This is a genomic window from Alkalicoccus daliensis (assembly GCF_900103955.1).
Classification (GTDB): Bacteria; Bacillota; Bacilli; order Bacillales; family Salisediminibacteriaceae; genus Alkalicoccus; species Alkalicoccus daliensis.
Genome location: NZ_FNIL01000004.1, coordinates 31,406 through 57,819 on the forward strand (window position 1 = coordinate 31,406; position 26,414 = coordinate 57,819).

The 26,414-nt window shown below is 43.7% G+C and carries 23 protein-coding genes, 6 tRNA genes and 1 pseudogene; 6 read left to right on the forward strand and 24 right to left on the reverse strand.

Annotation, left to right across the window (positions count from 1 at the left end; all coding sequences use genetic code 11):
* Positions 1–151: 151 nt before the first annotated feature.
* The 4 genes from BLP92_RS08235 to BLP92_RS08250 all read right to left on the reverse strand — a co-directional run bounded on the left by BLP92_RS08235 (position 152) and on the right by BLP92_RS08250 (position 2,294).
* Positions 152–976, reverse strand: coding sequence for an MIP/aquaporin family protein (locus BLP92_RS08235; RefSeq protein WP_090842456.1), 825 nt, complete (start codon positions 974–976; stop codon positions 152–154).
* Between the two features lie 288 nt (positions 977–1,264).
* A complete protein-coding gene (locus BLP92_RS08240; RefSeq protein WP_090842458.1) occupies positions 1,265–1,471 on the reverse strand; it encodes a GyrI-like domain-containing protein in 207 nt (68 codons plus the stop codon).
* Between the two features lie 14 nt (positions 1,472–1,485).
* Positions 1,486–1,815, reverse strand: coding sequence for a hypothetical protein (locus tag BLP92_RS08245; protein WP_090842459.1), 330 nt, complete (start codon positions 1,813–1,815; stop codon positions 1,486–1,488).
* Between the two features lie 50 nt (positions 1,816–1,865).
* Positions 1,866–2,294 (reverse strand): YhfM domain-containing protein, encoded by a 429-nt coding sequence (locus tag BLP92_RS08250; protein WP_244516733.1) that lies wholly within the window; start codon positions 2,292–2,294, stop codon positions 1,866–1,868.
* A 177-nt stretch (positions 2,295–2,471) separates the two neighbouring features.
* Here BLP92_RS08250 and BLP92_RS08255 point away from each other — a divergent pair, with 177 nt between their 5' ends.
* Both BLP92_RS08255 and BLP92_RS08260 read left to right on the forward strand, forming a co-directional pair.
* Complete coding sequence (locus BLP92_RS08255; protein ID WP_090842461.1) at positions 2,472–3,248, forward strand: DUF7683 domain-containing protein; 777 nt, start codon at positions 2,472–2,474, stop codon at positions 3,246–3,248.
* A gap of 72 nt (positions 3,249–3,320) precedes the next feature.
* Complete coding sequence (locus BLP92_RS08260) at positions 3,321–3,833, forward strand: hypothetical protein (RefSeq protein ID WP_175444223.1); 513 nt, start codon at positions 3,321–3,323, stop codon at positions 3,831–3,833.
* Positions 3,834–4,117: 284 nt separating this feature from the next.
* Here BLP92_RS08260 and glmS read toward each other — a convergent pair whose 3' ends face one another.
* The 3 genes from glmS to BLP92_RS18255 all read right to left on the reverse strand — a co-directional run bounded on the left by glmS (position 4,118) and on the right by BLP92_RS18255 (position 7,115).
* On the reverse strand, positions 4,118–5,920 hold the full coding sequence (gene glmS, locus BLP92_RS08265) for a glutamine--fructose-6-phosphate transaminase (isomerizing) (RefSeq protein ID WP_090842464.1): 1,803 nt from the start codon (positions 5,918–5,920) through the stop codon (positions 4,118–4,120).
* 484 nt (positions 5,921–6,404) lie between these two features.
* Positions 6,405–6,842 (reverse strand): RDD family protein, encoded by a 438-nt coding sequence (locus BLP92_RS08270; protein WP_175444224.1) that lies wholly within the window; start codon positions 6,840–6,842, stop codon positions 6,405–6,407.
* 141 nt (positions 6,843–6,983) lie between these two features.
* A complete protein-coding gene (locus tag BLP92_RS18255) occupies positions 6,984–7,115 on the reverse strand; it encodes a hypothetical protein (protein ID WP_280138087.1) in 132 nt (43 codons plus the stop codon).
* A 260-nt stretch (positions 7,116–7,375) separates the two neighbouring features.
* Between BLP92_RS18255 and BLP92_RS08275 the strand changes: the two genes are divergently transcribed.
* The 4 genes from BLP92_RS08275 to BLP92_RS08290 are packed head-to-tail and all read left to right on the forward strand — an operon-like array spanning position 7,376 to position 12,506.
* Entirely contained in the window at positions 7,376–8,818 is a 1,443-nt protein-coding gene (locus BLP92_RS08275; RefSeq protein WP_090842468.1) for a PTS mannitol transporter subunit IIBC, read from the forward strand.
* 20 nt (positions 8,819–8,838) lie between these two features.
* Positions 8,839–10,914, forward strand: a complete 2,076-nt coding sequence (locus tag BLP92_RS08280; RefSeq protein WP_090842470.1) for a BglG family transcription antiterminator — start codon at positions 8,839–8,841, stop codon at positions 10,912–10,914.
* Positions 10,915–10,931: 17 nt separating this feature from the next.
* Entirely contained in the window at positions 10,932–11,369 is a 438-nt protein-coding gene (locus BLP92_RS08285; RefSeq protein WP_090842472.1) for a PTS mannitol transporter subunit IIA, read from the forward strand.
* On the forward strand, positions 11,370–12,506 hold the full coding sequence (locus BLP92_RS08290; protein WP_090842474.1) for a mannitol-1-phosphate 5-dehydrogenase: 1,137 nt from the start codon (positions 11,370–11,372) through the stop codon (positions 12,504–12,506).
* Positions 12,507–12,635: 129 nt separating this feature from the next.
* On the opposite strand, the gene BLP92_RS08295 is transcribed toward BLP92_RS08290, so the two are convergent.
* The 17 genes and pseudogenes from BLP92_RS08295 to BLP92_RS08370 all read right to left on the reverse strand — a co-directional run bounded on the left by BLP92_RS08295 (position 12,636) and on the right by BLP92_RS08370 (position 26,329).
* Entirely contained in the window at positions 12,636–13,331 is a 696-nt protein-coding gene (locus BLP92_RS08295) for a hypothetical protein (RefSeq protein ID WP_090842476.1), read from the reverse strand.
* Positions 13,332–13,750: 419 nt separating this feature from the next.
* Positions 13,751–15,112: a phosphoglucosamine mutase gene (glmM, locus tag BLP92_RS08300; RefSeq protein ID WP_090842478.1), complete on the reverse strand. Its 1,362-nt coding sequence runs from the start codon at positions 15,110–15,112 to the stop codon at positions 13,751–13,753.
* Positions 15,113–15,125: 13 nt separating this feature from the next.
* Positions 15,126–16,598: a CdaR family protein gene (locus BLP92_RS08305; RefSeq protein ID WP_175444225.1), complete on the reverse strand. Its 1,473-nt coding sequence runs from the start codon at positions 16,596–16,598 to the stop codon at positions 15,126–15,128.
* Positions 16,591–17,409, reverse strand: a complete 819-nt coding sequence (gene cdaA, locus BLP92_RS08310; RefSeq protein ID WP_090842482.1) for a diadenylate cyclase CdaA — start codon at positions 17,407–17,409, stop codon at positions 16,591–16,593. Before cdaA ends, BLP92_RS08305 begins: the two co-directional genes overlap by 8 nt.
* 221 nt (positions 17,410–17,630) lie before the next feature.
* Positions 17,631–18,266 (reverse strand): zf-HC2 domain-containing protein, encoded by a 636-nt coding sequence (locus BLP92_RS08315; RefSeq protein WP_090842484.1) that lies wholly within the window; start codon positions 18,264–18,266, stop codon positions 17,631–17,633.
* Between the two features lie 37 nt (positions 18,267–18,303).
* On the reverse strand, positions 18,304–18,861 hold the full coding sequence (sigW, locus tag BLP92_RS08320) for an RNA polymerase sigma factor SigW (protein WP_090842486.1): 558 nt from the start codon (positions 18,859–18,861) through the stop codon (positions 18,304–18,306).
* Between the two features lie 832 nt (positions 18,862–19,693).
* A tRNA-Lys gene (locus BLP92_RS08325) sits at positions 19,694–19,769 on the reverse strand.
* A 184-nt stretch (positions 19,770–19,953) separates the two neighbouring features.
* The gene (locus tag BLP92_RS18000) at positions 19,954–20,115 is read right to left on the reverse strand and encodes a hypothetical protein (RefSeq protein WP_175444226.1); all 162 of its coding nucleotides are present in this window, start codon (positions 20,113–20,115) and stop codon (positions 19,954–19,956) included.
* A 136-nt stretch (positions 20,116–20,251) separates the two neighbouring features.
* A tRNA-Gln gene (locus BLP92_RS08335) sits at positions 20,252–20,326 on the reverse strand.
* 4 nt (positions 20,327–20,330) lie between these two features.
* Positions 20,331–20,406, reverse strand: a tRNA-Thr gene (locus BLP92_RS08340).
* Positions 20,407–20,438: 32 nt separating this feature from the next.
* A tRNA-Glu gene (locus BLP92_RS08345) sits at positions 20,439–20,513 on the reverse strand.
* Between the two features lie 289 nt (positions 20,514–20,802).
* Positions 20,803–22,059 carry a hypothetical protein gene (locus BLP92_RS18300; RefSeq protein ID WP_342028386.1) on the reverse strand — a complete coding sequence of 419 codons (1,257 nt, stop codon included), beginning with the start codon at positions 22,057–22,059 and terminating at the stop codon, positions 20,803–20,805.
* Positions 22,060–22,248: 189 nt separating this feature from the next.
* Positions 22,249–24,777: pseudogene (locus BLP92_RS08350) on the reverse strand (rhamnogalacturonan lyase family protein); the annotation flags it as partial.
* Positions 24,778–25,130: 353 nt separating this feature from the next.
* Positions 25,131–25,661: a hypothetical protein gene (locus tag BLP92_RS08355; protein WP_139148935.1), complete on the reverse strand. Its 531-nt coding sequence runs from the start codon at positions 25,659–25,661 to the stop codon at positions 25,131–25,133.
* A gap of 18 nt (positions 25,662–25,679) precedes the next feature.
* Entirely contained in the window at positions 25,680–25,964 is a 285-nt protein-coding gene (locus BLP92_RS08360; protein WP_090842493.1) for a DUF1883 domain-containing protein, read from the reverse strand.
* 212 nt (positions 25,965–26,176) lie between these two features.
* Positions 26,177–26,252 (reverse strand) — tRNA-Thr (locus tag BLP92_RS08365).
* Between the two features lie 2 nt (positions 26,253–26,254).
* Positions 26,255–26,329, reverse strand: a tRNA-Asn gene (locus BLP92_RS08370).
* Positions 26,330–26,414 lie beyond the last annotated feature (85 nt).

A 26,414-nucleotide genomic window follows, 5' to 3' on the forward strand; every position in this document is an offset into this window, starting at 1 on the left:
GCCGATATTCATCTGCTGCGCAAAAGACAGCTGTTGAGCATAGTATATCATATTATATTTCGGTCTTCTGCGGGGGTAATAAGGTTAATTCTTCTTGGAAACCGGGCAGGCTTTTACACCATACATTTTATAACATGCTGATTTCCCCTCTTTAGTTCTTCACATCCGGATTGCTCGCCATAGGCTCATGACGCTTTGTGGTAAAGCGAAGAACTCCAAGAACTACAATCGTAACTGCAGTAAAAATAGCGAGCTCCACATATCCTTCTTCCAGAAAAAATGACCGGTAAGCCATGGCACCAAAGATCCCGCCGAAGATCGGCCCCAGGATAGGTATCGGAGCATATGCCCAGTTGGAATCACGCTTGCCCGGGATCGGCAGCAGCGCATGGGCGATCCGGGGACCAAGGTCACGTGCCGGATTAATCGCATAGCCGGTCGGTCCGCCTAGGGAAAGACCAATCGCTGTAATCAGAAAACCAACAATGAGAGGATTTAACCCTTCTGTAAATTCATTTGCCCCAATACTGAGCAGTCCGCTTACCAGCACAGCTGTCCCGATAAATTCAGAGATGAAATTTGAAAAACGGTTGGGAATGGCCGGATCTGTTGAGAAGACAGCCAGTTTCACATCCGGATCGTTCGTTTCTGTAAAATGATCTCTGAAATGCGCAAATACAATCATCCCGCCGATCATTGCGCCTATCACCTGCGAAGCAATATAACCGGGCACCAGCGCCCAGTCAAATTCACCAACGGAAGCAAATCCAAGTGTTACCGCCGGGTTAATGTGGGCATCAGAATACTGGCCGACCGCATAGACCGCCATGGCGACAGCGAAGCCCCATCCAAAAGCTACAACAATCCAGCCGCCGCCCTGCGCTTTTGATTTCTCCAAATTCACGTTTGCTACTACACCGCCGCCAAAAATGATCAGCAGCATCGTTCCGATAATTTCTGCAATGTATACCGACAATCCTATCTCCTCCTTAAAATGAGCGGCTGGAAAACATAAAAAACCGCGCACAGCAAGCAGACCCCTCCCGGGTCTAATTTCTGTACGCGGCTCTCCGTATCTCAGCCTGAATATTAACTTAAATAAAATATTACCACCTTTTGAAAGCGGTGTCAAAGTTGATAATAATTTACTTACTATCCGTGAATCTTAGTAAAAGAACAGTAAACAATCTTTTAAAATGAAAGTACTGAAGAGAAATAAAGTTAATAGTTTTTAATTCTCACAAATGCTGCGGTTGTATTAATTTCACTTGACGGCAAGCCAGATTTGATTGAAGGAATCGTCTTTATATGCATCTGGATCAGTATAGGCTTCGATGCAGGGAATATCAGCAATTTCGTAACCATTAGAGGGACTCCACTCGGTATAGCTTTTCTCCCACTGCACACAGAGACTAGGCTTTAGAGTAAGCCCTGGGAACTTAGTGTGTAGATAATTTTTCCAATCCATCATTCTTCCGCTCCGATCTACCTTCTTCTGGGTAGAGACTTTGTTTGATTTCGATAAGGATTTAATACTGCGGCTGTCCAATGATGAAACATAGAATATGCCTGCTCATCTGTCTTTACATTACCGATATATCCGCCTTTAAACGTTTCACAGTATCTTTTATTTTCAATAAACAGCTCCTGCTTTTCACGAGCATCTGCAAAGCCGTTAAAAAACAAATCCATCGAACCATTCTGCCTGACCCAGGCGATTCCTTCAATCAGCAGATTGGATTCCTCCTGGTAATTGTCTACATGCAAATGATTTCCATTATAATGTTCCTCATCAAAATAGTTTTGACTGTTCATTTTTTTGTTCCTTTGATCCGGTCTTTTTTCTTCCCTGCGTTCGAGTGTTGTTACTCTGCTTGTTCCAGCAGTTCCCTCAGCTGATTAGTGAGCAAAGCAGAAGTAAGATAAGGTCCATCTTCTTCCACCAAATACATCAAGGTGCTTTTTTTGTTCTCCTGCCCCAGCCACAAATGCATCGCATGTGCAGGATAGCCTTCTTCATATTCCACTACAATATCATAATCGGGTGAGGTATTTATTACCTCTGAGCTTTGTTTCACTGCAGTGGTAATGGCCGTTTCCCAGACTTCTACTGACTGTGCATCCCGGAAAGAAAATATCACTTCCTGATTGATATCCCCTGTTCCCATCGAAGGGGAAATGTTCACTTCTTTAATATTTGCATCTAATAACACCATTGTATTGGCCTGACTGCTCTGACAGGCCGCAATCAAGGAAAATCCTGCAAGCAGGAACAAGCTGTGTATAAGTTTCATCGATCATTCTCCTGTACGAGTTAAATTTTTTACGTCTGTTTTAAAGGAAGTACCGGTTCTTCCTATAAATTATAATAGAATACAGCATATTTGTCATTATATGTTAAAATAAGCTGTATCAACTAAAAATTTCCAATATAGATTTTTTTCATCTGCGAGAGCGAGGAGAGAAATAGATTGCAGAAGCAAATAAAAAACCAATGGCAGATTTCAAAATATAATCCTGATTATAGAGATGAAAATGGATATTATACTTTAAAAGAAGAATGGACTTGTCCATCGGAAATAGGAAAGATCATAGACGGCAATGAATTTACACTAGATGAATACCTTCATACGGAGGCAAAATATGTAGATACGTTAATATCATTTATTAAGGAAAGCCGTCTTGACACTTTAAGAATTCTGCAGCTGGAGGAACAGGATATCTCCAGTGAAGACAGAAATTCCTTTCTTTATGAGCCGGAATTTGAAGAGCTGAATTTAAAGGAAGATAAAATAGTTACTCTTCAAGACATTCGTATTATTGCCACGATGATTTTAAGGAATTTTGTATACTGTGAGTTCTATGTAAAGGATAGATTTTCTGCATATTTTGGCGGAGATTATTATATGTATATTGGGTCTTCGGAAAAACCTCTATTATCGATCGCCGCTGGAACAGAACATGGATTATTTGTAGAAGAAATTGATGCTTTGCCGTATTCTCATTTAGAAGAGGATATATTCAGATCCGTAGAATGGAGTAAAAAAGGAAATCACTTGATTGTTGGAGAGGAAGAACTCTCTGAAATCCCTTTAGAAGAATTAAGGTTGATCTTTCATTTATCCTCCCAGCATCCTGTATTAGGATTTTTTAAGATCAACAGTGAAAATATAGATTTCTTTCAAAGGTATTTAAAACATGAGATGGATTTTGATAAACATGAGTATTTTTTCTGGAGTGGAAATTAAATGTGTTTCCACCTTTTCGAATTATAAAGGAGAGGAGGGAAAAAATGAAATGAAGGGGATCAAATGCTAAAGATGGAAACATTAATTTTGGATTCGGAGACTGCTGCAGCAAGTCCTGCACCTACTTATTTACCGATAGATAATCCATCAGCTGTTCATTTAGTTAATCAAACCTTAGAGGAGAATGACAATGATTATTTGGACGGAGCAATCCAATTAGCCTATAACGGAGAAGTTATTCTAAATGAAGAGTTGAACACCTCAGATGTGTTATACACTTGGCAAACATTAGTGGAACCTATACTTAAGCCTGGTGATAAAGAATGTAGCATCATACTTTTAGATTCAGTTTGCGATGTTAAATTACACTCGAATTCCTTAGGATTTACAGTCAGTATTGATAGTGGATTTGATGAATACAATGGAGTTTCAAATATTATATATTATACCTCACGAGGAGTACGTCAATGCAATAACAGAAGGATTTCTAGCATTTGGAGATTTTATCATCCGCCACCAATTTTCATTTACAGAGGAGAGTTCCTATCCATCTTTTATGAAAGACTATCAAGCTTTAAAATATAGGCAAGTATAAATATATGCCGGCATTCCCACGCTAATAATAAAATCATGAAGAGGTGCTGGGAGAAAACAGCTTCTTAAAACAACAAAATGCTGTAGACGATCCAAATGGAATTGTCCGCAGCGTTTTGTATGGGTAGGAAATAGTTTTTATCTCATGCTGTAAGCTGATTTTCCGCCTGTTAACTCTTCACCTCCCCTGCATTAGAAGTTCTCTCCCCTATAAAAACACCCCTTTGGACAAATCCTATCCAAAGGGGTGCAGCTTTATTTAATCTGTCAAAAACCTACTCCACCGTCACACTCTTTGCCAGATTTCTTGGCTTATCCACGTCACAGCCTCTGTGCAGTGCTGCATAGTAAGCGATCAGCTGCATTGGCAGTACGCTGACAAGCGGCGTGAGGAATTTGTGTACTGCTGGCATAACGATCTTATCTTCTTCATGCTCGCAGCCTTCCATGCTGATAAAGCAAGGATATGCGCCGCGCGCTACAACTTCTTTCATGTTGCCGCGGATGTTCAGGTTCACGTCGCTCTGCGTTGCAAGACCGATCACAGGCGTTCCCTCTTCAATCAGGGCAATTGTCCCGTGCTTCAGTTCTCCGCCGGCAAAGCCTTCTGCCTGAATATAAGAGATTTCCTTCAGCTTCAGGGCGCCTTCAAGACACACATAGTAGTCCATAGAACGGCCGATAAAGAAGCAGTTGCGCGATACGCTGAGGTAGTCTCTTGCTACTTCTTCGAGTACTTCCTTCTGATTCGTAAAGATCTCCATCGCGTTGGCAACGATGCCAAGCTCCTGAAGCGGATCAAAGTCGATTTCTACACCGCGCGCACGTGCTGCATCTACAGCGAGAATTACCATGACAGCCATCTGCGCCGTATAAGCCTTTGTAGAGGCTACTGCGATTTCAGGTCCGCCATATGTGTGCAGGGTGAAATCTGCTTCACGGGACAGCGTGGATCCGGGTACGTTTGTAATTGTAAGAGATGGGTGACCCAGTTTCTTGACGTTTACAAGCACACCGCGAAGGTCTGCTGTTTCCCCGCTCTGTGAAATAAAGATAAAGAGTGGTTTCTTGCTTAGTAATGGCATATTGTAGAGAAACTCACTGGCAATGTGCGTTTCAACTGGGATGTTAGCAATTTTTTCAATCATTTCTTTTCCGACAAGACCGGAATGATAGCTTGTACCCGCTGCAATAATATAGATGCGGTCAGCATCCGCTACTGTCTGGCGGATAGATTCTTCGAGCTTGATGTTATCGTCATCATCCTTGTACTTTGTGATGATGTTACGAATAACAAACGGCTGCTCGTCGATTTCCTTCAGCATAAAGTGCGGATACGTGCCTTTTTCAATATCCGTGGAGTCGAGCTCTGCAATATAAGAGTCTCTTGTTACTCCTTCTCCATCGAGCTTCTTCACAGTGACATTCTTACGGGTAACGATGACGATTTCCTGGTCTTCAATCTCCATGAATTCGTTTGTTACCTGCAGCATTGCCATTGCGTCACTTGCGATGACGTTCACACCATCTGCAAGGCCGATCAGAAGCGGGCTTTTATTTTTACCGACATAAATAGTATCGCGGTCTTCATTATCAATCAGCGCTGTAGCATAAGAACCTTCCAGCTTGCTGAGCGTTTTGCGGAATGCTTCTTCGGTTGACATGCCATCTTTTACAAATGTGTCAACGAGCTGGACGATAATTTCTGTATCCGTGTCAGAAACCATCTCCACATTCTGCAGAAACTCGCGGCGGAGCTGTTCATAGTTCTCAATTACCCCATTGTGCACAATCGTGAAGCGTGCGCTTGCACTCTGGTGCGGGTGTGCATTCAGCTGGCTTGGTACACCATGTGTAGCCCAGCGGGTATGGCCAATGCCGACAACACTTTCTTCAGAAGTATCTACTGCATCCCGAAGAGAAGCAATACGTCCTTTTTCTTTATACACATGAACGCCTTTATCGTTGGCAATCGCGATCCCCGCAGAGTCATATCCACGGTACTCAAGCTTTTCCAGTCCCCGCAAAAGAATTTCTTTTGCATCCTCTGTTCCAATATATCCTACAATTCCGCACATAATTAATTTCCTCCCTCGAATGGGGCAGGAACATACAGTATAGGGCATGCTCTGCCCCACTCTTCGTCTGTTTGTATTTGTCTGTACGACATTAATAAATGTATTATCTGCAGTTATCAGAAGAACTTTTGTGCAGTGAGTCACCTCACTGATTTGGCTCTTCTTTACGGTTGTAACAGGCAACCGGGAGGCATCCGCCGAACATCTCGATAACCTCCTCCTCGTCAACTGTGCACACAGCACAGTTCAGGCGCTTTAAATTGCTTATCTTATTCTTCTGCCCTCCTTTTTGTTTTAGAATAGCACAATCATACTATGCGGGAGATTCACGGTCAATCACTTTTTTGTACATTTTTGGAAGCTGCAAGAATTCCCGCTCTGCATTCTCTTCCCATGTTCTCCATAGGCTAAACGGTCATTTCAGATACGGAAAGGAAAAGCTGCCGTTATTTTTCTCCCAGGCAGCAGCTTTTCCTTTTCACTGTTACGCACGTGCTGCCGTTCCTTTCTCTTCAGGTCTGTCCCGCGTAACATAAGTACCTGCAATAAAGTCATGAATCGCACGCTTATCTTTTCGTGCTGCTACCATGATCGCTGACACAATCAGCGCAATACCAAATGTTAACCCGTAAACTAACCCTCCTAAGATATAGCGCAGTACCATAGTAAAGAAAGACACCTCCGTGTTATCTTTCTTCACAATCCGCACGCCCGCAATCCGCTTCCCGACGGTATAGCCGTGCCATAATATCGGAACCAGTACGAAATACAAAATGCTGAGTACACTTTCTCCCGTCTGCACCGTCTGCGCGGACGTATCCAGATTAAACAAAAATATGCTGAGACCTATTACACCACTGATAAGAAGTGCATCAAGAATCATTCCCAGCAGTCGAATCCAAAACCCTCCTGGATTGGTCAAAGCGTTTCACCTCTCTTCCATTGCACATTAAAATTATCCTCTCTAAAATTATCACAATACGGGTGATGTTAGCAAAATCAAAGGCCATCCTTGTGTAATTTCACAGCAGTCATCTATGCAGAACACAGGCAAGACCGGGAATTAAAGAAGCACATGTAACACAGCAGCTGGTCGCTTTTCCTGCCGGATCGTTGCAAGCCGTGCTGCGCTCCAGCGAAAACATCCGAGAACAAATTCTCCAGCAAGCTTTTGCTGAAAGCAAAGCAGCAACATGAACTCCCTCCTTTATAAGAAGAATTTTTTTATGGCGGATACACTATTTTATTGTAATTACGAAATAACTTTTTTCAGGTCATTCCCTATTGCTTTTTCCACTTTCTTCTATATAAAGTAACCCCCCTCCCAAACATAGTATTGTCATTATCCCTGCTGACTTATTTACATTTAGATTATGTTGTATCAGTGATGACAGCGCTTTACTATGAAATTAGAACTTCATTTTAAATTTTATATTTTCTAAGGAGGATTTACACATGGCAGAAGAAAAAAAGAAATCTACTTTTCGGACGAAGGTACAACGGTTCGGTAGTTTCTTAAGCTCCATGATTATGCCGAACATCGGCGCATTTATTGCCTGGGGCCTTATCACAGCTTTATTTATTCCAGACGGATGGATTCCTAACGAAACATTCGTACAGCTGGTAGACCCAATGATTTTGTATTTACTGCCTCTTTTGATCGGTTACACGGGTGGTAAATTAGTACACGACACCCGCGGTGGTGTGGTAGGTGCTACTGCAACAATGGGTGTTATCGTCGGAACAGATGCACCGATGTTTATCGGTGCGATGATTATCGGTCCTTTAGCTGGTTACCTCATCAAGAAAGTTGATGAGCTGCTTGAAGGCAAGATCCGACAAGGTTTTGAAATGCTTGTCAACAACTTCACTGCAGGTATTCTTGCAATGATCATCACACTTCTTGCAATGGTCGGTATCGGCCCGGTTGTAGGCGCGCTGAACACAGCGCTGGCAGCTGGTGTGGACGGTATTATTGGATTAGGCTTGCTGCCGCTTGTTAGTATATTAATTGAACCGGCAAAAGTACTTTTCTTAAACAATGCAATCAACCATGGTATTTTAACACCGCTTGGCCTGGATCAGGCAGCAGAGCAGGGGAAATCGATTCTCTTCATGCTTGAAACCAACCCGGGACCTGGTCTTGGTATCCTGCTTGCCATTATGTTCTTTGGCGGAGGCAGCGCAAAACGTACTGCTCCGGGTGCCGCAATTATTCACTTCTTCGGGGGAATTCATGAAATTTACTTCCCTTACATCTTAATGCGGCCAATGCTCATTCTTGCAGCAATCGCAGGTGGTATGAGTGGTATCTTTACTTTCACTTTATTCGATGTAGGTCTTCGTGCATCACCGGCGCCAGGCAGTATCATCGCTTACACAGCAATGACGCCGGGCGGAGATTACCTGGGAGTTTACCTCGGTGTGCTTATCGCAACGGCAGTCTCCTTCGCTGTAGCTGCTTTAATTCTTAAGACAACGAAGGGATCTGAAGATGAAGATGTAGAAAGCGCAACAGAAAAAATGGAAGAAATGAAAGGCAAGAAAAGCAGCGTGGCCTCTTCCCTTACAACTGCAGAAGCACAGGATGCAGGAACAGCTCAAGACGCAGCAGGCACCGGCGAAGTCCGCCGTATTATTTTCGCCTGTGATGCAGGTATGGGTTCCAGTGCGATGGGTGCTTCGATCATGCGTGATAAAATAAAGAAAGCAGGACTTGATATCGATGTAAAAAATACTTCGATCAGCAATCTTCCTGAAGACGCAGATATTGTTATTACGCATAAGGACTTAACACCAAGAGCACAGGAGAAACGTCCGGATGCAGATCACATCTCTGTAGAAAACTTCTTGAACAGTCCAAAATACGAGCAGCTGGTAGAGCGTTTAAAGAAGTAAGTCACTGGAGGTGACAATTCGTGTATGTATCAGCACGAGACCGGCGGATTCTGGATGAGCTTCTTGCTCATCCAGAAGGCGTCACGGTAAGTAACATTGCATCTGCAATAGATGTAAGTGAACGTACGATTCACCGGGATTTAGCATCATTTGACAGCTTGCTGCAGCCTTATGAACTTTTTTTAGAAAAAAAGGCGGGCCAGGGAGTGCGGCTGACAGGCTCCTCCTCCCAGCTGTCACAGTTTCAAGCAGATCTTCATCAGGCACGGCACTTTGATTTCCTGCCGGAACAGCGGCAACTGCTTTTATCCTACAAGCTGTTAACTTCAAGTGAACCAGTGAAACTGCAGGCACTTGCTTCAGATCTTCACATTACCAATGCTACTGTCAGCAGTGATTTGGATAAGGTAACAGAGTGGCTGGAGAGCTATCATCTCTCTTTGCTGAGAAGAAGAGGGTTTGGCATTCAAATTGTCGGGGAAGAAGCCGCTAAACGAAGAGCTATCAGCGGATTGCTTTCTGATCATATCGGTGAAACAGAACTGCTCCGCTTTATTCGCAGAAACACTATTTCTGATAAGACCGGGACCACACAGTCAATTGCAGATCAGCTGCTGGGATTTGTCCACACGGATCGTCTGCAGCAGATTGAAACTGCGGTGGAAAGAATCAATGCTACACTTCCGATTCCTATTGCGGATTCTTCCTATATAGCGCTGGTAGTACACCTGGCGCTTGCGATGGAACGGATTCAGCAGGGAGAAAACGTACAGATGAAAGAAACGCTGCTCACCCAGCTCCGGCAGACAAGCGAGTTTAAACTTGCAGGAAATTTAGCAGCAGAGTTAACCGAAATATTTTCTGTAGACATACCTGAAGCTGAAATTGGGTATATAACTATGCATCTTCGCGGGGCGAAACTGCAGACAGATGAATCATATCAGGCAGACCCTGATATGGACGTTTCGTTTATTGTCAAACGGTTAATAAAACATGTCGGACTCGAATACGGGGTTGATTTCTCTGCAAATCTATCCCTGGAAAAAGGATTAGGTGCACACATCAGCCCTGCACTTTACCGGCTGCAGCAGGAAATGAAAATTCACAATCCGCTTGTAGAAACGATTAAAGCAAATTATCCTGCGTTATTCCAGGCGGTAGCGGATGCATCCCGCCACCTGTTCCCCGAGATGGCTGTTCCAGACGATGAAATTGGCTTTCTCGTATTACATTTTGGTTCTGCTCTTGAATCTGAAGAACAGACGCAGGACTTCCGTGCTTTTGTTATTTGTTCCAGCGGCATAGGATCCTCTAAGATGATGAGCAGCAGACTGAAAAAAGAGTTTCCGCAAATCCAGGAAATTCATCAGCTGTCGATGTTCGATCTAAAAGAAACGCAGATTCAGCCGGAGGATCTTGTGATTTCTACAGTATATCTGGACGATCCACAGATAGATTATATCCAGGTAAATCCCTTTCTCACGAAAGAAGAAGTCAGCAGGCTGGAAACGTACATGGCCGGCAAAGCTTTACAGCGCAAGAAAAGAGCTGTGCCGAAAAAATCTCCCGTGCATAATGGGCAGGAGACGCTTGAAACATTGCAGTCGCAGCTGGCGGTTACTGTAAAACTCATGCATCATGTTGCTTTGATACAAGAAGCAACAGTGACAGGCCTTTGGCAGAGCATGTATAACACACTGGTCTATATAGAAAAAAAACAGCTGATAACCAGTGCTTCTGCCGTTCTTCAACAATTAAAGGACCGCGAAAAGCTTTCCGGTGTTGGAATTCCAGGAACTTCGTTTGCTTTATATCACGCAAAGAGTAATGAAGTGAAGGAACCGGTTTTCTACATTCTGGAACGCCAGCAGGCAGAAACAATCGCTGCAATGGATGGAAATACGATCGAAGCCTCTCGTATCTGTATTATGCTCGCCCCGGAAGAGATGACTTCTGAAGAAGCTGGAATACTCAGCCACGTGAGCGGAATGATGGTAAAAGATCAAGAGAGCATGCATATTTTTGCGCAAGGAACGGAAGAAGAAATTAAAAATTTTATGAGTGAAGAATTTTTACAGCTATACCGCAATAAATAAATTTAGGAGTGATACACATGGCAAAAGAAATTTTACCAGCAGAGAATATTAAATTGAACGTAAGCTTAAACAGCAGAGACGAGGCGATCCGTGAAGCAGGAAAAATTCTTGTAGAAGGCGGCTACACAGACGAAGCTTATATCGATAAGATGTTCGAACGTGAAGAAATCACTTCTACTTTTATGGGGAACTCCGTCGCAATCCCGCACGGCACGGACGATGCAAAAGAAAGCGTTCATTATTCCGGCCTTTCTCTTATTCAAGTTCCGGAAGGTGTAGAATATGGCGATGGCAATACAGTAAAGCTTATTTTCGGGATTGCCGGAAAAAATAATGAGCACCTGGAAATCCTATCAAAAATAGCGATCCTCTGCTCCGATGAAGATAACGTAGAAAAAATGATCCAGGCAACTTCTAAAGACGAATTACTAGAGATGTTTAAAGAGGTGGAGTAAATGAAAGCCGTACACTTTGGTGCAGGAAATATCGGCCGCGGCTTTATCGGCCAGCTTCTTTTTAACTCAGGCTATGAAGTCGTATTCGCAGACGTAAATGAAGAATTAATTCAGCAGCTGAAAGCACAGTCGAGCTATACTATTTATTATGCAGAAGAAGAAAAGCGTTCTTTTGAGGTAACAAACTTTACTGGACTGCATTCCAATCATGATAAAAATGAACTTCTTTCTGCGTTAAAAGAAACTGAACTTATTACCACTGCCGTCGGTGCTCCTGTATTGAAGCACATTGCTCCTGTTATTGCAGAAGCCTTAAAACTGCGGCTTTCTGAAAGAAAATCTGTTGCGGTGATTGCCTGTGAAAACGCAGTGAATGCAACAGATACTTTGAAAGAACACATTGCTGCTGCATTCGATGAACAGGAATGGAAACAGCTTTCCCAGTTTGTAAGCTTTCCCAATGCTGCAGTAGATAGAATTGTGCCGATTCAATCTTTGGAGAATCCTCTGGATGTACTGGTGGAGCCTTTTTATGAATGGACAATTGACACTTCCGGTTTTACAGGCCCAGTACCTGTCATCGAAGGAGCACATTTTGTAGATAACCTGAGTGCCTATATTGAGCGAAAGCTTTATACGGTAAACACCGGGCACGCAGCAGCTGCCTATCATGGCTATGCGGCCGGGTATGAAACGGTGCAGGAGGCGATGCAGGACGAACAGGTATTAGCAGAAGTGAAAAATGTCCTGCTTGAAACGGGAGACCTTCTCATTGGCAAGTACAGCTTTCATCCTGAAGAGCATCAATCATACATTGAAACGACCATTTACAGGTATCAGAACCCTGAGCTGTCTGACCAAATTACCCGTGTTGCACGGCAGCCGCTGAAAAAGCTTGGACTGAAAGAACGGCTGACAAGTCCTGCAGTGCAGCTTTTCGAGCAGGGAAAGCACCCTGCAGCACTGATCCGTGTAATAACAGCAGCACTTCGTTACAATGAAACTTCTGATGAAGAAGCATTGGAACTGCAGAAGATTCTTGCCGAACAGCCGCTGCCGGAAGCGCTCAGCAAGATCACGAGCCTTTCTGCTGATCATGCGCTGATAAAAGAAATTGAAAAACAGTATCAAAGGTAAGGCGAATTACCGCTGATACATGAACGAATCCCGCTGCACTTATAGTGCCGGCGGGTTTTTCTGTGCGGAATGAAAGCATTTTTGGATAAAAAAAGCCGTGCCTGTGCGGCAGCGGCTTGCAGCTAGTGTTTATTCTTCTACCCCGACAAGGACACTTACAGGAAAGTCAGCAAGCCATTCATCCGGTTCCTCCAGATGTACTTCTGCACCTTCATATTCTGCGCTGAGATGCCACTCTCCTTCGGCATAAAATTCAGCGATCGTCCGATCCCCAGTGCTTTGTACTTCAAGATGTGATTCTTCCCATTCAATTAATTCAGGACCTGTAAACTCTGTTTCTCCATTTGTAATATCACGAAAAGGAGGATGACGAACGTCTTCTTCCACATCGTCTTCCATTTCATATTCAAACCGCACCAGCAGCACAGGATCTGTAAATTCTCCATCCGCTCCATGCACCGCATAATGTCCTTCCGCCTCCCCGCTCTCCTCTACTTCTCCTTCTTGAGGCGATTCTATAAATTCCAATCTCTCTACATGAATGATGGAAGATATAAGACCGAAAGCTTCTTCCAGTTCTTCCAGCGTTGCTTCCGGTGCTTCTCCACTGCTTTCTTCCACTCTCACCTCTAGATCATGTTCCTCCGCAAGGTTTTCTATCTCGGATACGCTGTCTTCCTCATTGGTTTCGACTGTATTATTCTCCTGAACAGTTTCTTCCTGTACATTTTCATCTGTTGTGTTTTCAGTTTCATTTCCACAGGCGGCTAAAGTAATCGGTGCGAAAACAACTGTTCCAGCGATCATAAACATGCTTTTTTTCATTTCTTCAGCACTCCCTTATGCTTTATATTTTCCTTGTCCCTCCCGCAAAAAGTAGGAAGAAGGAATTCAGCAGGATAATAAAATTATGCGCTTTTGTAATTCTTCGGGCTTTTTGTTTCTATACCTTCCCTCCCTGTCTTATACTTACACGCTATTTATGAAATAAAGATTAATAACGTCTTTTTCTTCACTGCCTTTTTAAGTTTCACTTCTTCTAACCCCGGGAAATTCATGGTAAAATACATACTATGCACGCAGATCCTCTCCTTCAACTTGTTTCTCGACAATTCAAGTGTAAAGGATAGAGGAGCCTGCGTGTTTCTTTATGCCTTATTGTTTCAAAACCCCAACATATATTGTAGAGCCATAAAAACAGCCCGTATCGATTATCGATACGGGCTTCTCTGCGGAAAAAGCTGTTAGTTCAGTGAGCCGAGCTCCTGCTTCACAACATCCACTATTTTTCCAACATACGCTTCACAGGTTTCTCTGTCTGGTGCTTCTGCCATAACTCTTACTAACGGTTCTGTTCCAGAAGGACGAACAAGAATGCGTCCTTCTCCCTGCATTTCGTCTTCGACTGCTGTTATTTCCCGGGCAATTACCTCATTTTCATGCAGCGCATGTTTATCTTTCACACGTACATTCACTAATTTCTGCGGATATTTCGGTACTTCCGCAGCAAGTTCTGATAAAGGACGCCCGCTGGATTTAACAATCTGCAGCAGCTGCAGGCCGGAAAGCAGACCGTCTCCGGTAGTGGAATAGTCGAGGAAAATCATATGTCCAGACTGTTCACCGCCTAAATTATAGCCGCCTTTCCGCATTTCTTCCATTACGTACCGATCACCGACTGCTGTTTTCTTCGTCTCAATTCCTTCACGCTCTAATGACTTATAAAGCCCCAGATTACTCATCACAGTAGTTACCAGCGTCTTGTAGTTAAGGTTACCTTTTGCATTCATATACTTTGCACAGATATACATTATCTGGTCCCCATCAACGATATCACCGTTTTCATCTACGGCGATAAGTCTGTCCGCATCTCCGTCAAAAGCCAGGCCTATGTCTGCACCTTTTTCTTTTACCAGCTCCTGCAGCGGCTCCGGATGCGTAGAACCGACCTGATCGTTAATGTTTATGCCGTCCGGGGATGATCCGATGCAGAAAATCTCTTCTGCTTCAAGGTCTGCAAATAAATGATTTGCAAGCGGAGACGCTGCTCCGTTGGCGCAATCAAGCGCTACACGCAACCCAGAAAAGTCACCTTCCACCGTCTGCTTTAAGTATCTTAAATATTTCTGGCCGCCTTCAAAATAGTCGCTTACTATCCCTACATTACCAGCAGTTGGTCTTGGAAGTTCATCTTCCATGTCATTTTCTTTTTCGAGGAGAGCTTCAATTTCTGCCTCCTGCGCATCAAGAAGCTTGAACCCATCTGCGCCGAAGAATTTAATGCCATTGTCTTCCACAGAATTATGGGAAGCGGAAATCATTACACCTGCTTCCGCACTTAGTGCTTTCGTTAAATAAGCGACTCCCGGAGTAGAGATAATACCCAGACGCATTACTTCTGCACCGATAGATAACAGGCCTGCTACGAGAGCACTCTCCAGCATCGGTCCTGAGATACGCGTATCGCGACCGATTAATACTTTCGGCTTTTCTGTTTCTTTCGTTAATACATACCCTCCGAAACGTCCTAATTTAAATGCCAGCTCCGGTGTAAGCTCGGTATTTGCGACGCCTCTCACGCCGTCTGTCCCGAAAAATTTACCCATCATTATCGCTCCTTCATTCTTCCTCTTGATTATTTAAATTCTCTTCTTCTGTTTCTTCCTGATTTAATTCATTTTCCTGTTCATTTATCTGATTTGATTCGTTGTTTGTTTGTATATTGAAGTTATTTTCGTTTTCAGCATCATTCTCATTACTATTATTCACCTGTTCAGTTTCGTTTGCATTTTGATTCTCAACTTCGTTTTCCGCCGCTTCCTCATTTTCTTCCAAGTCAGGATTATCAGCAGAATCATCTGTCGACAGTATGATATCGAACGTCATTCCCTGCTGCGGCAGCCTTACATTTTGAGGAGCTTCAATTTCCAAAGGTACCGAATGTTCTCCAGGTTCCAGTCCTTCCACATCTATGAAAGCTGTGAAGTCCGTTCTGTCCAGTCTTTCCAGAAGTTCGGCACTGCCTCTTACCTCCAGTGTAAATTCGTTGTCCGTTAAGTCTGGGAATTCAATATTATAATCATTCCCCAGTCCCTCGACGTCCACCGGGAAATCCGAAAAATTTCTTTCCTCTTCGGAAGTGGTTTCGATTTCTATGATAACCTGTTCCGGTTCCACCCGTTCTACCCCTTCAGGTACGGGAACTTCCACTTCCAACCGGGAGTCTCCCTCTATCTCACTCAAATTAATATCAGCGATATCAATAAATGAAATTTCGTTTAATACGTCGACAGGCCCATAAATTGTTACAGCTTCCGGATTTAAATTGATGGAATCAATCGCAACTCCCTCAGTTAAACTGCCTTCCCTTGAGGAGCGGAGGGGTACTTCTTTATTAGGGCTTGTAACCGGCACCATCACATCCACCGCCGGCGGATCTGCTGTGATGTCCAGTTCATTCCCGGCATCATCATATAATACCACAGAAGCTGATTCTGTGAAGTCTTCTGAATGGCCAGCCAGGTCAATTGTCACCCTTGCCTCGGCAACTTGATTTACCATACCTTCCGCTGCAGTTACATCCACCGTAGAAGGTTCTACTACTGGTTCACCCGCAGTATATCCTTCAGCAATGTCTCCTTCATTCTCCAGTTCTACATCCACCGGAAAGGAAGTGGTCTGTCTTTCCTGCAAAGTAACTCTTACCGTTAACGGTACTATAGAAAGCCTTAAATCCGGCTGAAATCCACGATGTTCTACGCGTGCATAGTGAACCCCTGCTTCTTCCCCTTCCAGATCCACAAAAACTTCCTGCTGCCCCTGTGTGACTTGTGCGAGTGTTAATACATTCTGCGGTCCACGCATATTCACCTGCACGGTTTCGGGCGCTTCTGTCAGCACATAATTTTCTTCATCATAATAAATATTCAATGGAACTTCTTCCATAACGCGTTCGCCATCCGTAATACCCGGAATTCCCGCTCCTGTCTGATTAGCTGCCTGGTTTTCCATGTTGACCATTAAAAAAAGCATAACCGCTATAACTATGGAGGTAAGCTTTATAAACCAGCCTTTGCTGAATAATTTATCCATTCTTTTTCCCTCCCCACTGCCAGCGTGAAGAGCTTCCATTACTTTCACGCTTCAGGAGTTCGTTCTCTAATAATTTCCGCAATCCTTCCTCTTCCAAATTACGGTGCAGCTCTCCATTTTTCGTTACGGAAATACCGCCGGTTTCTTCCGAGACCGCAATAGTGATTGAGTCAGTTACCTCACTTACGCCTAAAGCAGCACGGTGTCTCGTTCCCAGCTCTTTGGAGATAAAAGGATTTTCTGATAAAGGCAGATAGCAGCCTGCTGCCATAATTTCATTATTCTTAATAATAACTGCCCCATCGTGAAGCGGTGCGTTTGGTATAAAAATATTCGTTAGTAATTCTGAAGTCAGCTGCGCATGCATCGGGACACCGGTCTCAATGTAATCATTCATTCCTGTACCGCGTTCCAAAGAAATAAGCGCACCAATCCGCCGTTTCCCCATATATTTTGCAGCACTGATAATATGATCGATAGATTGGCGCACTTCTTCTTCATCAGCCGTGGAGCTCGTCTGAAAAAAGCGCCCCCGCCCAAGCTGTTCGAGCGCCCGCCGTAATTCCGGCTGAAATATAATAATAATAGCAAGTAAACCATATGTAACTGCCTGCTGCATGATCCACTGAAGTGTGTTCAATCCTAAATAACCACTTAAAAACCACACAGCTAAAATAACGGTAATCCCTTTTACGAGCTGTACAGCCCGGGTACCGCGTATGATCATAATTAATTTATATATAACAAAAGCGACCAGCGAAATATCAACGATTACCGCCAATCCTTCTAAAAATGAAATATCTCCAAACATAGTTGTTCCCCCAAGGCTGTGTTTTTAACTGTCTTTCCTGCCAACAGCCCTAATTATATCACAGTTGATCTCATTCTTTTTGTAAAATACATTGGAATTTCCCCTTTTATTTCTTCTGAAAATCGCTTTATTCCCTGCTGTATCACACGAATTATTTTCCGGCACAGAAAAAGCCCAGACTCCAAAACGGAGAATGAGCTTTTACACTTTCACGGCTGGGTTTATTCTTCCGAGCCATCGTTATTACCCAGAGGAATTACTTTTGTGAAGAAGTTCTTTAATTCATACCAAATCCATTCAAAAGCTTCATTAATTTCTTCAATATCACCAGAGATCTGCGCAGTGGAAGCCTGCAGGTGCTCTCCATTAATTACGGTGACATCTCCTTCTACCTCTCCATTCACTTCTACGTCGCCGTTGCGGATCAATAAATCTCCCGAGATGGAACTTCCTTCCGGTACAATTACTATTCTTTCTGATTCATTTATAATAAAATGCCCTTCTCCTCTAACTACTATCTCGTCTTCTCCCCCAAAAGCTGCAGAGAGACTGACAAGAAAAATCAAGAAGAATGTAGCGGCTGTGATGATCATCGGATTTTTACGCATCCACATCTGCCATTTCTTTGTTTTCGGCTGTTTTGGAAGCTTATTCATTACATTCGCTGTCAAGCTGGCAGGAGCCTCAAAGTGGGAAGCACTCTGAACAATAGCGATGGTCTTTTTAAGTTCTGTCACGTGCTGCTTACATTCCGCACATGAATTCACATGTTCTTCAAACTGCTTCGTTTCCTGAAGCGTCATTTCTTCATCCATATACTGATTAATAAGCGTCTGTTTCTCACGTGAACACGCCATAGCGCCCTGGCTCCTTTCTATAAAGACTGTCCTCTTCCTATTTCAGCCTTTTACGCAACGCTTCGCGACCGCGATGGATGCGTGTTTTCACTGTAGCTACTGGAAGATTTAAAATTTCGCTGATTTCTTTCAGAGACATGTCTTCTAAATACTTTAATATAATAGCGGATCGATACTTTGGAGGCAAGTGCATGATTTCATCCTGAATCCATTGCTGCAATTCCAGCTTTACTATCTGCTCTTCCGGGAGTTCCTCTTCCGAAGCAAATTGAGAATAGTAATCAAGATTTTCTGTACCTCCTACTTTGTCTTCCAGGTGAAAATCCGGTTTTTTCTTCCGGATGCGATCGATTGCAAGATTTGTTGCAATACGAAAGATCCAGGTAGAAAACTTACGGTTTTCATCGTAGGACTCTATATTCATATAAGCCCTGAGAAAGGCCTCCTGTGCCACATCCTGTGCTTCATGAGAATTGCCAAGCATACGATAGGCAATGTGATATACCTTATCCTTATACAATTCCATCAGCTCGGCAAAGGCATCTTGATTTCCGCGCTTCACCTCACGCACTATTTTTTTGACTACGCTGTCCATCTTATACCCTCCGCTTCGCTGCGGTTACCTGTTATACGCATGCAACCATACAAAGTTTCAAAATCACCTATATAATTTTATCATTCCCACTTGAAAATTACACCAATTCATGGAAATCAATTCCTACTATTTTCATTAGTTCTTTGATAGGACAAAGGGTGATGGATAGGCAGCATTTACAGTTACGATGGAGGAGAGTGAAGGTTTCGTTTTTTTGAATTAATTTTAAAAAGAGAAGAATGAAGAGTTGCTTTCATACAATTATAATAAAGTTCTTATTGCTGTTTTTCCTTTTCAGCAGATGCTTGCTTGAAGAAAAACTTTGGAAAGTTTTATGATTGCAGAAGCCGAGTCCAGAGCAGAACAAAAGTTCTTTATTTGCATTTTCCTTCGATAGACTGGTTATGAAAAAATTCAGTATGACTTTTGTGCATTAACCTTCTACTGTCTATTCAATTCAGTTTGCGTCATGAACCCCGCCCCTGACTCTTTTATGGGGGGTGGAGTAAGGTCCTCTTATTCTGTCATTAGCAGCAGTTATCTGTACACGATGACGTATTATCTGCTTTTAGCAGCGGGTATTCTGTTATTAGTGTGCGTATCTGTTACCAAAAGGGAGGGATCTGATTTTAACAACGCAATTTCCCCATTTATCTGTCATTAGCAGCTTCGAATCTGTTATTAGCAAATAAGTGCCTCCCCTGCCCTCACCTCTCCTCTCCTCTTTTATCAATTAGCAAGTTACCCACCAAAATAGTAACTTATAATTTCCTCGACATTAAAAAAAACACCCCGGATGAAATATCATCCGAAGCGTTTAATACGTATGTAATGGTGAGCCATGGAGGATTCGAACCTCCGACCCTCTGATTAAAAGTCAGATGCTCTACCAACTGAGCTAATGGCTCCTATTTGATTGGCGATCACCTTCGCATTTCTGCGTCAGCTGCCGTCTTTCTCTCCGGTCACGCACCTATGTGCGCTCCGTCGTTCTTTCCGTTGCTTCCTGGAACTGCTCGCTTCTCCCCAATCAAATGATTCAGAAAGCGATCACCTTCGCATTTCTGCGTCAGCTGCCGTCTTTCTCTCCGGTCACGCACCCATGTGCGCTCCGTCGTTCTTTCCATTGCTTCCTGGAACTGCTCGCTTCTCCCCAACCAAACGATTCAGAAAGCGATCACCTTCGCATTTCTGCGTCAGCTGCCATCTTTCTCTCCGGTCACGCACCCATGTGCGCTCCGTCGTTCTTTCCATTGCTTCCTGGAACTGCTCGCTTCTCCCCAACCAAACGATTCAGAAAGCGATCACCTTCGCATTTCTGCGTCAGCTGCCATCTTTCTCTCCGGTCACGCACCCATGTGCGCTACCATCAATACACAAAAAATAAAAATGGCAGGGCTAGCAGGATTCGAACCTGCGGGTCACGGAATCAAAATCCGATGCCTTACCGCTTGGCTATAGCCCTAAAATGGTGCTGGCCAGAGGACTTGAACCCCCAACCTACTGATTACAAGTCAGTTGCTCTACCAATTGAGCTAGGCCAGCAAGATGAACTCATAAGAGTATAATAATTTAAATGGTGACCCGTACGGGATTCGAACCCGTGTTACCGCCGTGAAAGGGCGGTGTCTTAACCACTTGACCAACGGGCCTCTGCAATTCGGTACAGCTGAAAAATTGATTAATGAAAACTGCTTTATTTACTGTCAACAAGATTAGATATTATCAAATTCTTTCAGCTTTGACAATAGTTTTTTAAGATTATTTTATTTTTTTCTTTCTGTGTCTTTTTCTCCCTGTGAAAGCTCCGTCAGTCCTGGAAAAATATTGATTTTCTGCACCTTTTCTGAGGTTGTTCCTCCTCTCCATGAAATACAATAACATTATAAGCACAGCTCCCCAGCTCGTTCACTGGGAAAACTGTGCTCATTTTAATAATATTTAATTTCTTCCTTTTCCTGGATTACCGTCCGGTCCTTTCCCAGGATTATTATTTGGTCCCTTTCCAGGGTTATTATTTGGACCTTTTCCTGGATTATTGTCCGGGCCTTTACCATTGCCCGGCTTAGCAGGCGGAGTTTCTTCCAGCTGCTCTATTGCCTGCTGCAGACTTGCCAGGTGTGCTGCAAGTTCTTCTTCCGCAGCAATTGTTTCCAGCGCATCTTCTGCAGATACAATCGCTTCCTGCAGTGTCTGATACGTAGCTGCTGTAAACTTTCCATCTTCATTTGAAATTTGCTTTGCTTCTTCAATAAGAGAAACAAGTGCCGATACGTCAATCGGCTCTTCGGATTCTTCTGCGATATAAGAAATCTCCAATCCATTAATTCTTTCCCCGATTTCCAATACCAGCTGACCATCAGTTACGGTTACTTCCGCTGTCAGCTCATCAAATTCTCCAGCACCTGCTGCAATTCTGCCGATACTTTCTCCTTCGACTGCGAAAGTGGATGTATTTGAGGCAATCAAGTCTCCCGCGGTGATGTTCAGTTCATAATTACCATTCCGCAGGTCGACAATAAACTCATAATTACCATCAATGACGAAATCTCTTCTCATATCATCGGGTTCACCGCGGTCTCTTTCTGCAACAGATTTATTTAATCCGTAGCCTCTCTCGCTGTCATACAGCATGTTATTCGCAACCTGCTGATATCCGTAAGCAACTGGGCTGTTTGCAGATCCGAAGTCATATTTTACCTGGAAATCCTCGACAGCTACGACTTCAATTGCATTGACCCGGGCCCACTCTCCATTTAACCCGATATTCAGCTGGCCGTCACTTACTTCCACCGTATCTGTATACACGGCAAATTCTCCAGGTTCCGTGCGGGTTCCACCCTGTACATCCCCGTCTTCCAGCGTAAAAGAAGTGTCGTTGCTGTCTGTCTGTGCGCCTGTAATAATGCGAACGTCATATTCTCCGTCAGCCACATCTACAACAAATTCACTTCCATTCGCTAAAATAAAGTCTCTTCGCAGATCATCGGGATCCCCCTGATCTCTGCTGCCATCTGCTGGGGCTGTGAATCCAAATCCTGCTTCTTCTTCATATACCAGCGAGTCACTTACTTTCGTATACCCATTTGCGAGCGGACTCGTTTCTGTGCCGAAATCAAACCTGAAGCCGGGGCCCAGATCCACTATTTCTTCCAGAGCGTTAATAGCAATTTCCAGATCCCTTACTATACCGCTCACTTCAAATTGATAAGTGATATTTTCCAGTGCTTTTTCTGCAGTAACAATTGCTTCCTGCAGCGCAGCGTACGAGGCTTCTGTATACGTATTGTACTCGTTGGAGATTGCTTTTGCTTCTGCTATCAATGCTTCCAATGTACTCGTATCTACTTCCGGACCCTCTTCTTCCAGATACTCCAGCTCTCCTGAGAAGTTCGGTACCGGAACATATCCCCAGTCGATATCAGAAGCGAAATAAAAACTTGGATACGCCGGCTGGTTATAGCTTACATTCTGCCAGGCAATTCCTGTACGGTACTGAATATCATGCATTAACGTGTAAAGCTTACGATCAGTAAGTTCGTTATTCGTATAAATCCTGATTGCAGAACTGTCCGTTGTACGAACCAGCAGCTCTTCTCTCCAATCGCCAAAGATGTCAGCAACAAGCGAAGGATTTCCTTTTGTACCATTGTTGGTTCTGGTACCTTCTGCCGTAAGCATTCTTCCATTTTCCCAGTCATCGATGACAGGAGTATTGTTCCCAGAACCATTTATAATCTGTGTGGTCATATCCGTATCCCACTTAATATTCATATTGGTACCCGGAATACTGGCGCTGATCTCCCTGCCATCTGCAGTATTCAGCTGACGGTTCCACACTTCCAGGCCGCGTTCTCCACGGACAACATCTCCAATCATGCCGCGTCCTTCATCTCTGCCTGAATAGGTGCCAAAAATCACTTCTCCGGAACTTGCTTCCCGAAGCGCTCTGCCGTAGGGAGCCCAACTGCCGGCTTCAAAAACGGACCAAATCTCAAGACCCGGCCGATCTGGATTTATATCAGTGACGTGCATGGCATCACCATGACCAAAGATCACGTTCTCACCAGGGCTCCCGCTTCCTTCAGGCAGTTCTGCCATGGAACTGTACAATAAAGTACCGTCATGATCGAGCGTAGCACCGCCATGAATGATTTCCTGCCTGCCGTCCCCATCCACATCTGCAGTGCTGATCTGATGGTTTCCCTGACCAGCAAGTCTTGCCAGCTCCTCATTTGCGCCTGGACCTCCATGCGGACTCGCATTAAAAGGATTTTCCATTGCTACATGACCACTGTCGGCAACCCAACGCTCCACTAAGTTTTCTCCATTCCAGTCATAGGCTGCATAAACTGCTCTCGTATAATACCCGCGGTTAAAGAAAGCTGATGGTTTTTCACCATCAAAATATGCAACGCCGGCGTTGAAACGATCTACCCGGTTCCCCGGTTCGATCCTGGAGTATGCATAGTCTCCCCAGCGCAGACCGTCATCTCCCCGCTCAGGTGTATAGTGGATCGTATCCAGTTCCTCTCCTGTTTCACCTGCAAATACGGATAAGTATTCCGGTCCGTCGAGAATAAATCCTTCAAACGTACGCAGATCATTATTACCGCTGCGTGACGGAGCATACACATCAATAAAATAATCTGTCAGTGCTTCCGCATCCTCTTCTGACAGTGGATATTCATACTGCTCTTCTATGCCGAATGCTTCTTCCAGCGTCTCCGGCCACTCCCCGGCAGCAACTTCTTCATATTCCTGCCACTGCATAAACATTTCCTTCACATGATCCGCATAATCATCTGCACTTTTACGGTAGTCATCTTCATTGCTGTAACCTGCATCCAAGTCCTCCTGCGGCAACGCAATATATTCTTCAGAAGCAATTCCGCCGTCTTCATCATAGTGAATCACTTTTGTGCCCGGTGCAGTTTTAAACATCATTTCCGCTTTTCCGCTGCCATCAAAGTCGTATACTAAAAACTGCGTGTAGTGGGCTCCGGAACGGATATTCACTCCCAGATCTATTCTGTAGAGATGGGTGCCGTCCAGCTTGTATGTGTCGATATAAGTATTTCCGGTATAGCCTTTCTGCGAAACGTCCTTTGAATTAGACGGATCCCACTTTACAATGTATTCATACTGCCCATCGCCTGTAACGTCAGCGACACTCATGTCATTGGCAGCATATGTGTACTCTTCACCTGCAGGAGTTACTCCGTCTTCCGGCTTTTGCAGCGGCAGATCATAGTACTCTTTCTCCCACGCAGTGACTGAATCACTTATGTCTCCTGTTTCTTCTCCATCTGCGACAGCTGCTACATGATATTCGGAGGAAGCTGTGCCTTCAGGATCCAAATAGTTCGTGCTTGTTTCCACGAGCTCCAGCAGTTCTCCATCACGGTATACGTGAAAATCTGTCCCTCTCAACCCGTAATCAGAGTAGCCTGAAACTTCCTCGGATAACAACCTCCAGCTGAGAAAAACACCTTCTGAAGAAGGCACCGCAACTAAACCGCGATCCAGCTCTTCCAGCTGCACGTTAAACTCTTTCCCCGTTTCCGATTTTACTGTTGCTGACTTGGCAGTTTCTTCACCGCCAACTACTGCTGCCACTTTAAAATAGTAGGGGATATGAGTAGATTTTTCTAAAGTAATGGTCGTTTCTGCAGTCGTATCTGCTTCTAAGTATTCCATCCGGGCTGTATCTTTATCCGCCCAGTAAACAATATAATTTTCTGCTCCTTCATAAGCGGACCAGTCGAGCGTGATAGATGTATCTGTAACGTCAGTAACACTGAGACCTTCCACTTGACTGGTTTCCTCTGCACTCACTGTCAGTCCAGCACCTGCAAACATCGAAACCAGCATGACAAATACCATGAAAATAGAAAAACTTTTCATTTTCTGCATCTAACTCCTCCTTTTAAATAATAGAACTAGTAGTATGTTTAATGTTCCGGCTTTCTTTCTATCACCTCCCTTCAAAAAATCCGACTTTTAAAGCGCTTACAATTTCATCTGAATTATAAACAATTATTCCCAAATCGGGACTGCCTGTTTCTTGAAAAGCAGGTTCATTGTAAAGGAAACTTTCAATATATTAAATACTGAAAATGTTCAAAAAATTATAAAAACTAACAAATTTATTGTTTTTTATAAAAAATTCACTGATTCCTAAAATTATTTTGCGTTTTTCCGCTTAAAAATTTGTTGGTTTCGCAAATTTATTAAATGTTTATTATTCTGTAACAGTGACTTTCGTTTCAGTAAAGACAAGCAGCATTGCGTGACTTTTTTGCAGAATCAATATGCTCTTTCGTCTCTAATTGAAAATCTTCCATGATTAATATGTAATTATGCTTCATCAGTTCAGCAAAAAAAGCACCCTCCTGGGTGCTTTCCAAAGAATTTTCATTATTAATAGAAGAAAACTTTGCTGCAGCTGACCTGCGGTGGACGAACTCCTCCACTTCCTGTCTGTGCTGCGGATCAATCCGGCTGGGCGTCCGCCGGTTTCCGAGTCGCTCTTCTTTTCCGAAACAAAAGAAAGAGATTGTTTCTATAACAAACTTTTTATCGATAAAACGAAGATAAGAAGGTTTAGACGCCTGCGGAAAAGAAAGTACGAAGATAGAAAGTTCGGCTCGAACGGTAGACGAACTCAAAAGGCTGGTGGGAAGCCAGCCAATATCTTGAATCCAAGCAAGAAGTTTTTTGTCTTGGTTAAATTGACTGCACGTTATGAGGGAGCTGAAGGATTTCTCTGCAGCAGGCATACCTGTCTTATACTCCATCAGACTTAACCAGCCATTTTAAATAAAACTAATAGTGTAGTGAACCGGCTTTTTACGATGTTCAGAGCTATTTACTACAATATACCAGGGTCCGGTTTTCGGAACTTTAATCCGCGAAGGTGAACGGGTAATTTTTCCGCCATAACGGAAAAAAGACTGACTGGACTGATACTTTCTAAAATTTGTGAGATCCATTAAATAAACCTGCACTTCATCATCTGCATCCACTTCTAAGGTATCTCCTTCCCTTAGATAGCGGTAAAGCTGCTTCTGTGCCATCATAACCTCCTTTCTTTTTGTCAAAGCACCTTCTCCTTTACAGAACTACTCAACTATTGCACTTATTATTTCCCCAATTTATTAAAAAGTATGCATGAATTAAAAGAATATTCAAATTTTTTAATGAAATTCATTTTGAAAAGCAGCCGGTTGCAAAATGGTTGCAGTTTATAAAAACAGGCAAAATAAAAAAGGGCCCCAGATAACTGGAACCCTTGATACGTCTAAGTTTTTAATGGAGCTTCCTAGCGGGCTTGAACCGCTGACCTCATCCTTACCATGGATGCGCTCTACCAGCTGAGCTAAGGAAGCAATGGCTCCACAGGCAGGATTCGAACCTGCGACCCATCGGTTAACAGCCGATTGCTCTACCACTGAGCTACTGTGGAATAATTTTTGATTGGCGATAACCTTCGCATTTCTGCGTCAGCTGCCGTCTTTCTCTCCGGTCACGCACCCATGTGCGCTCCGTCG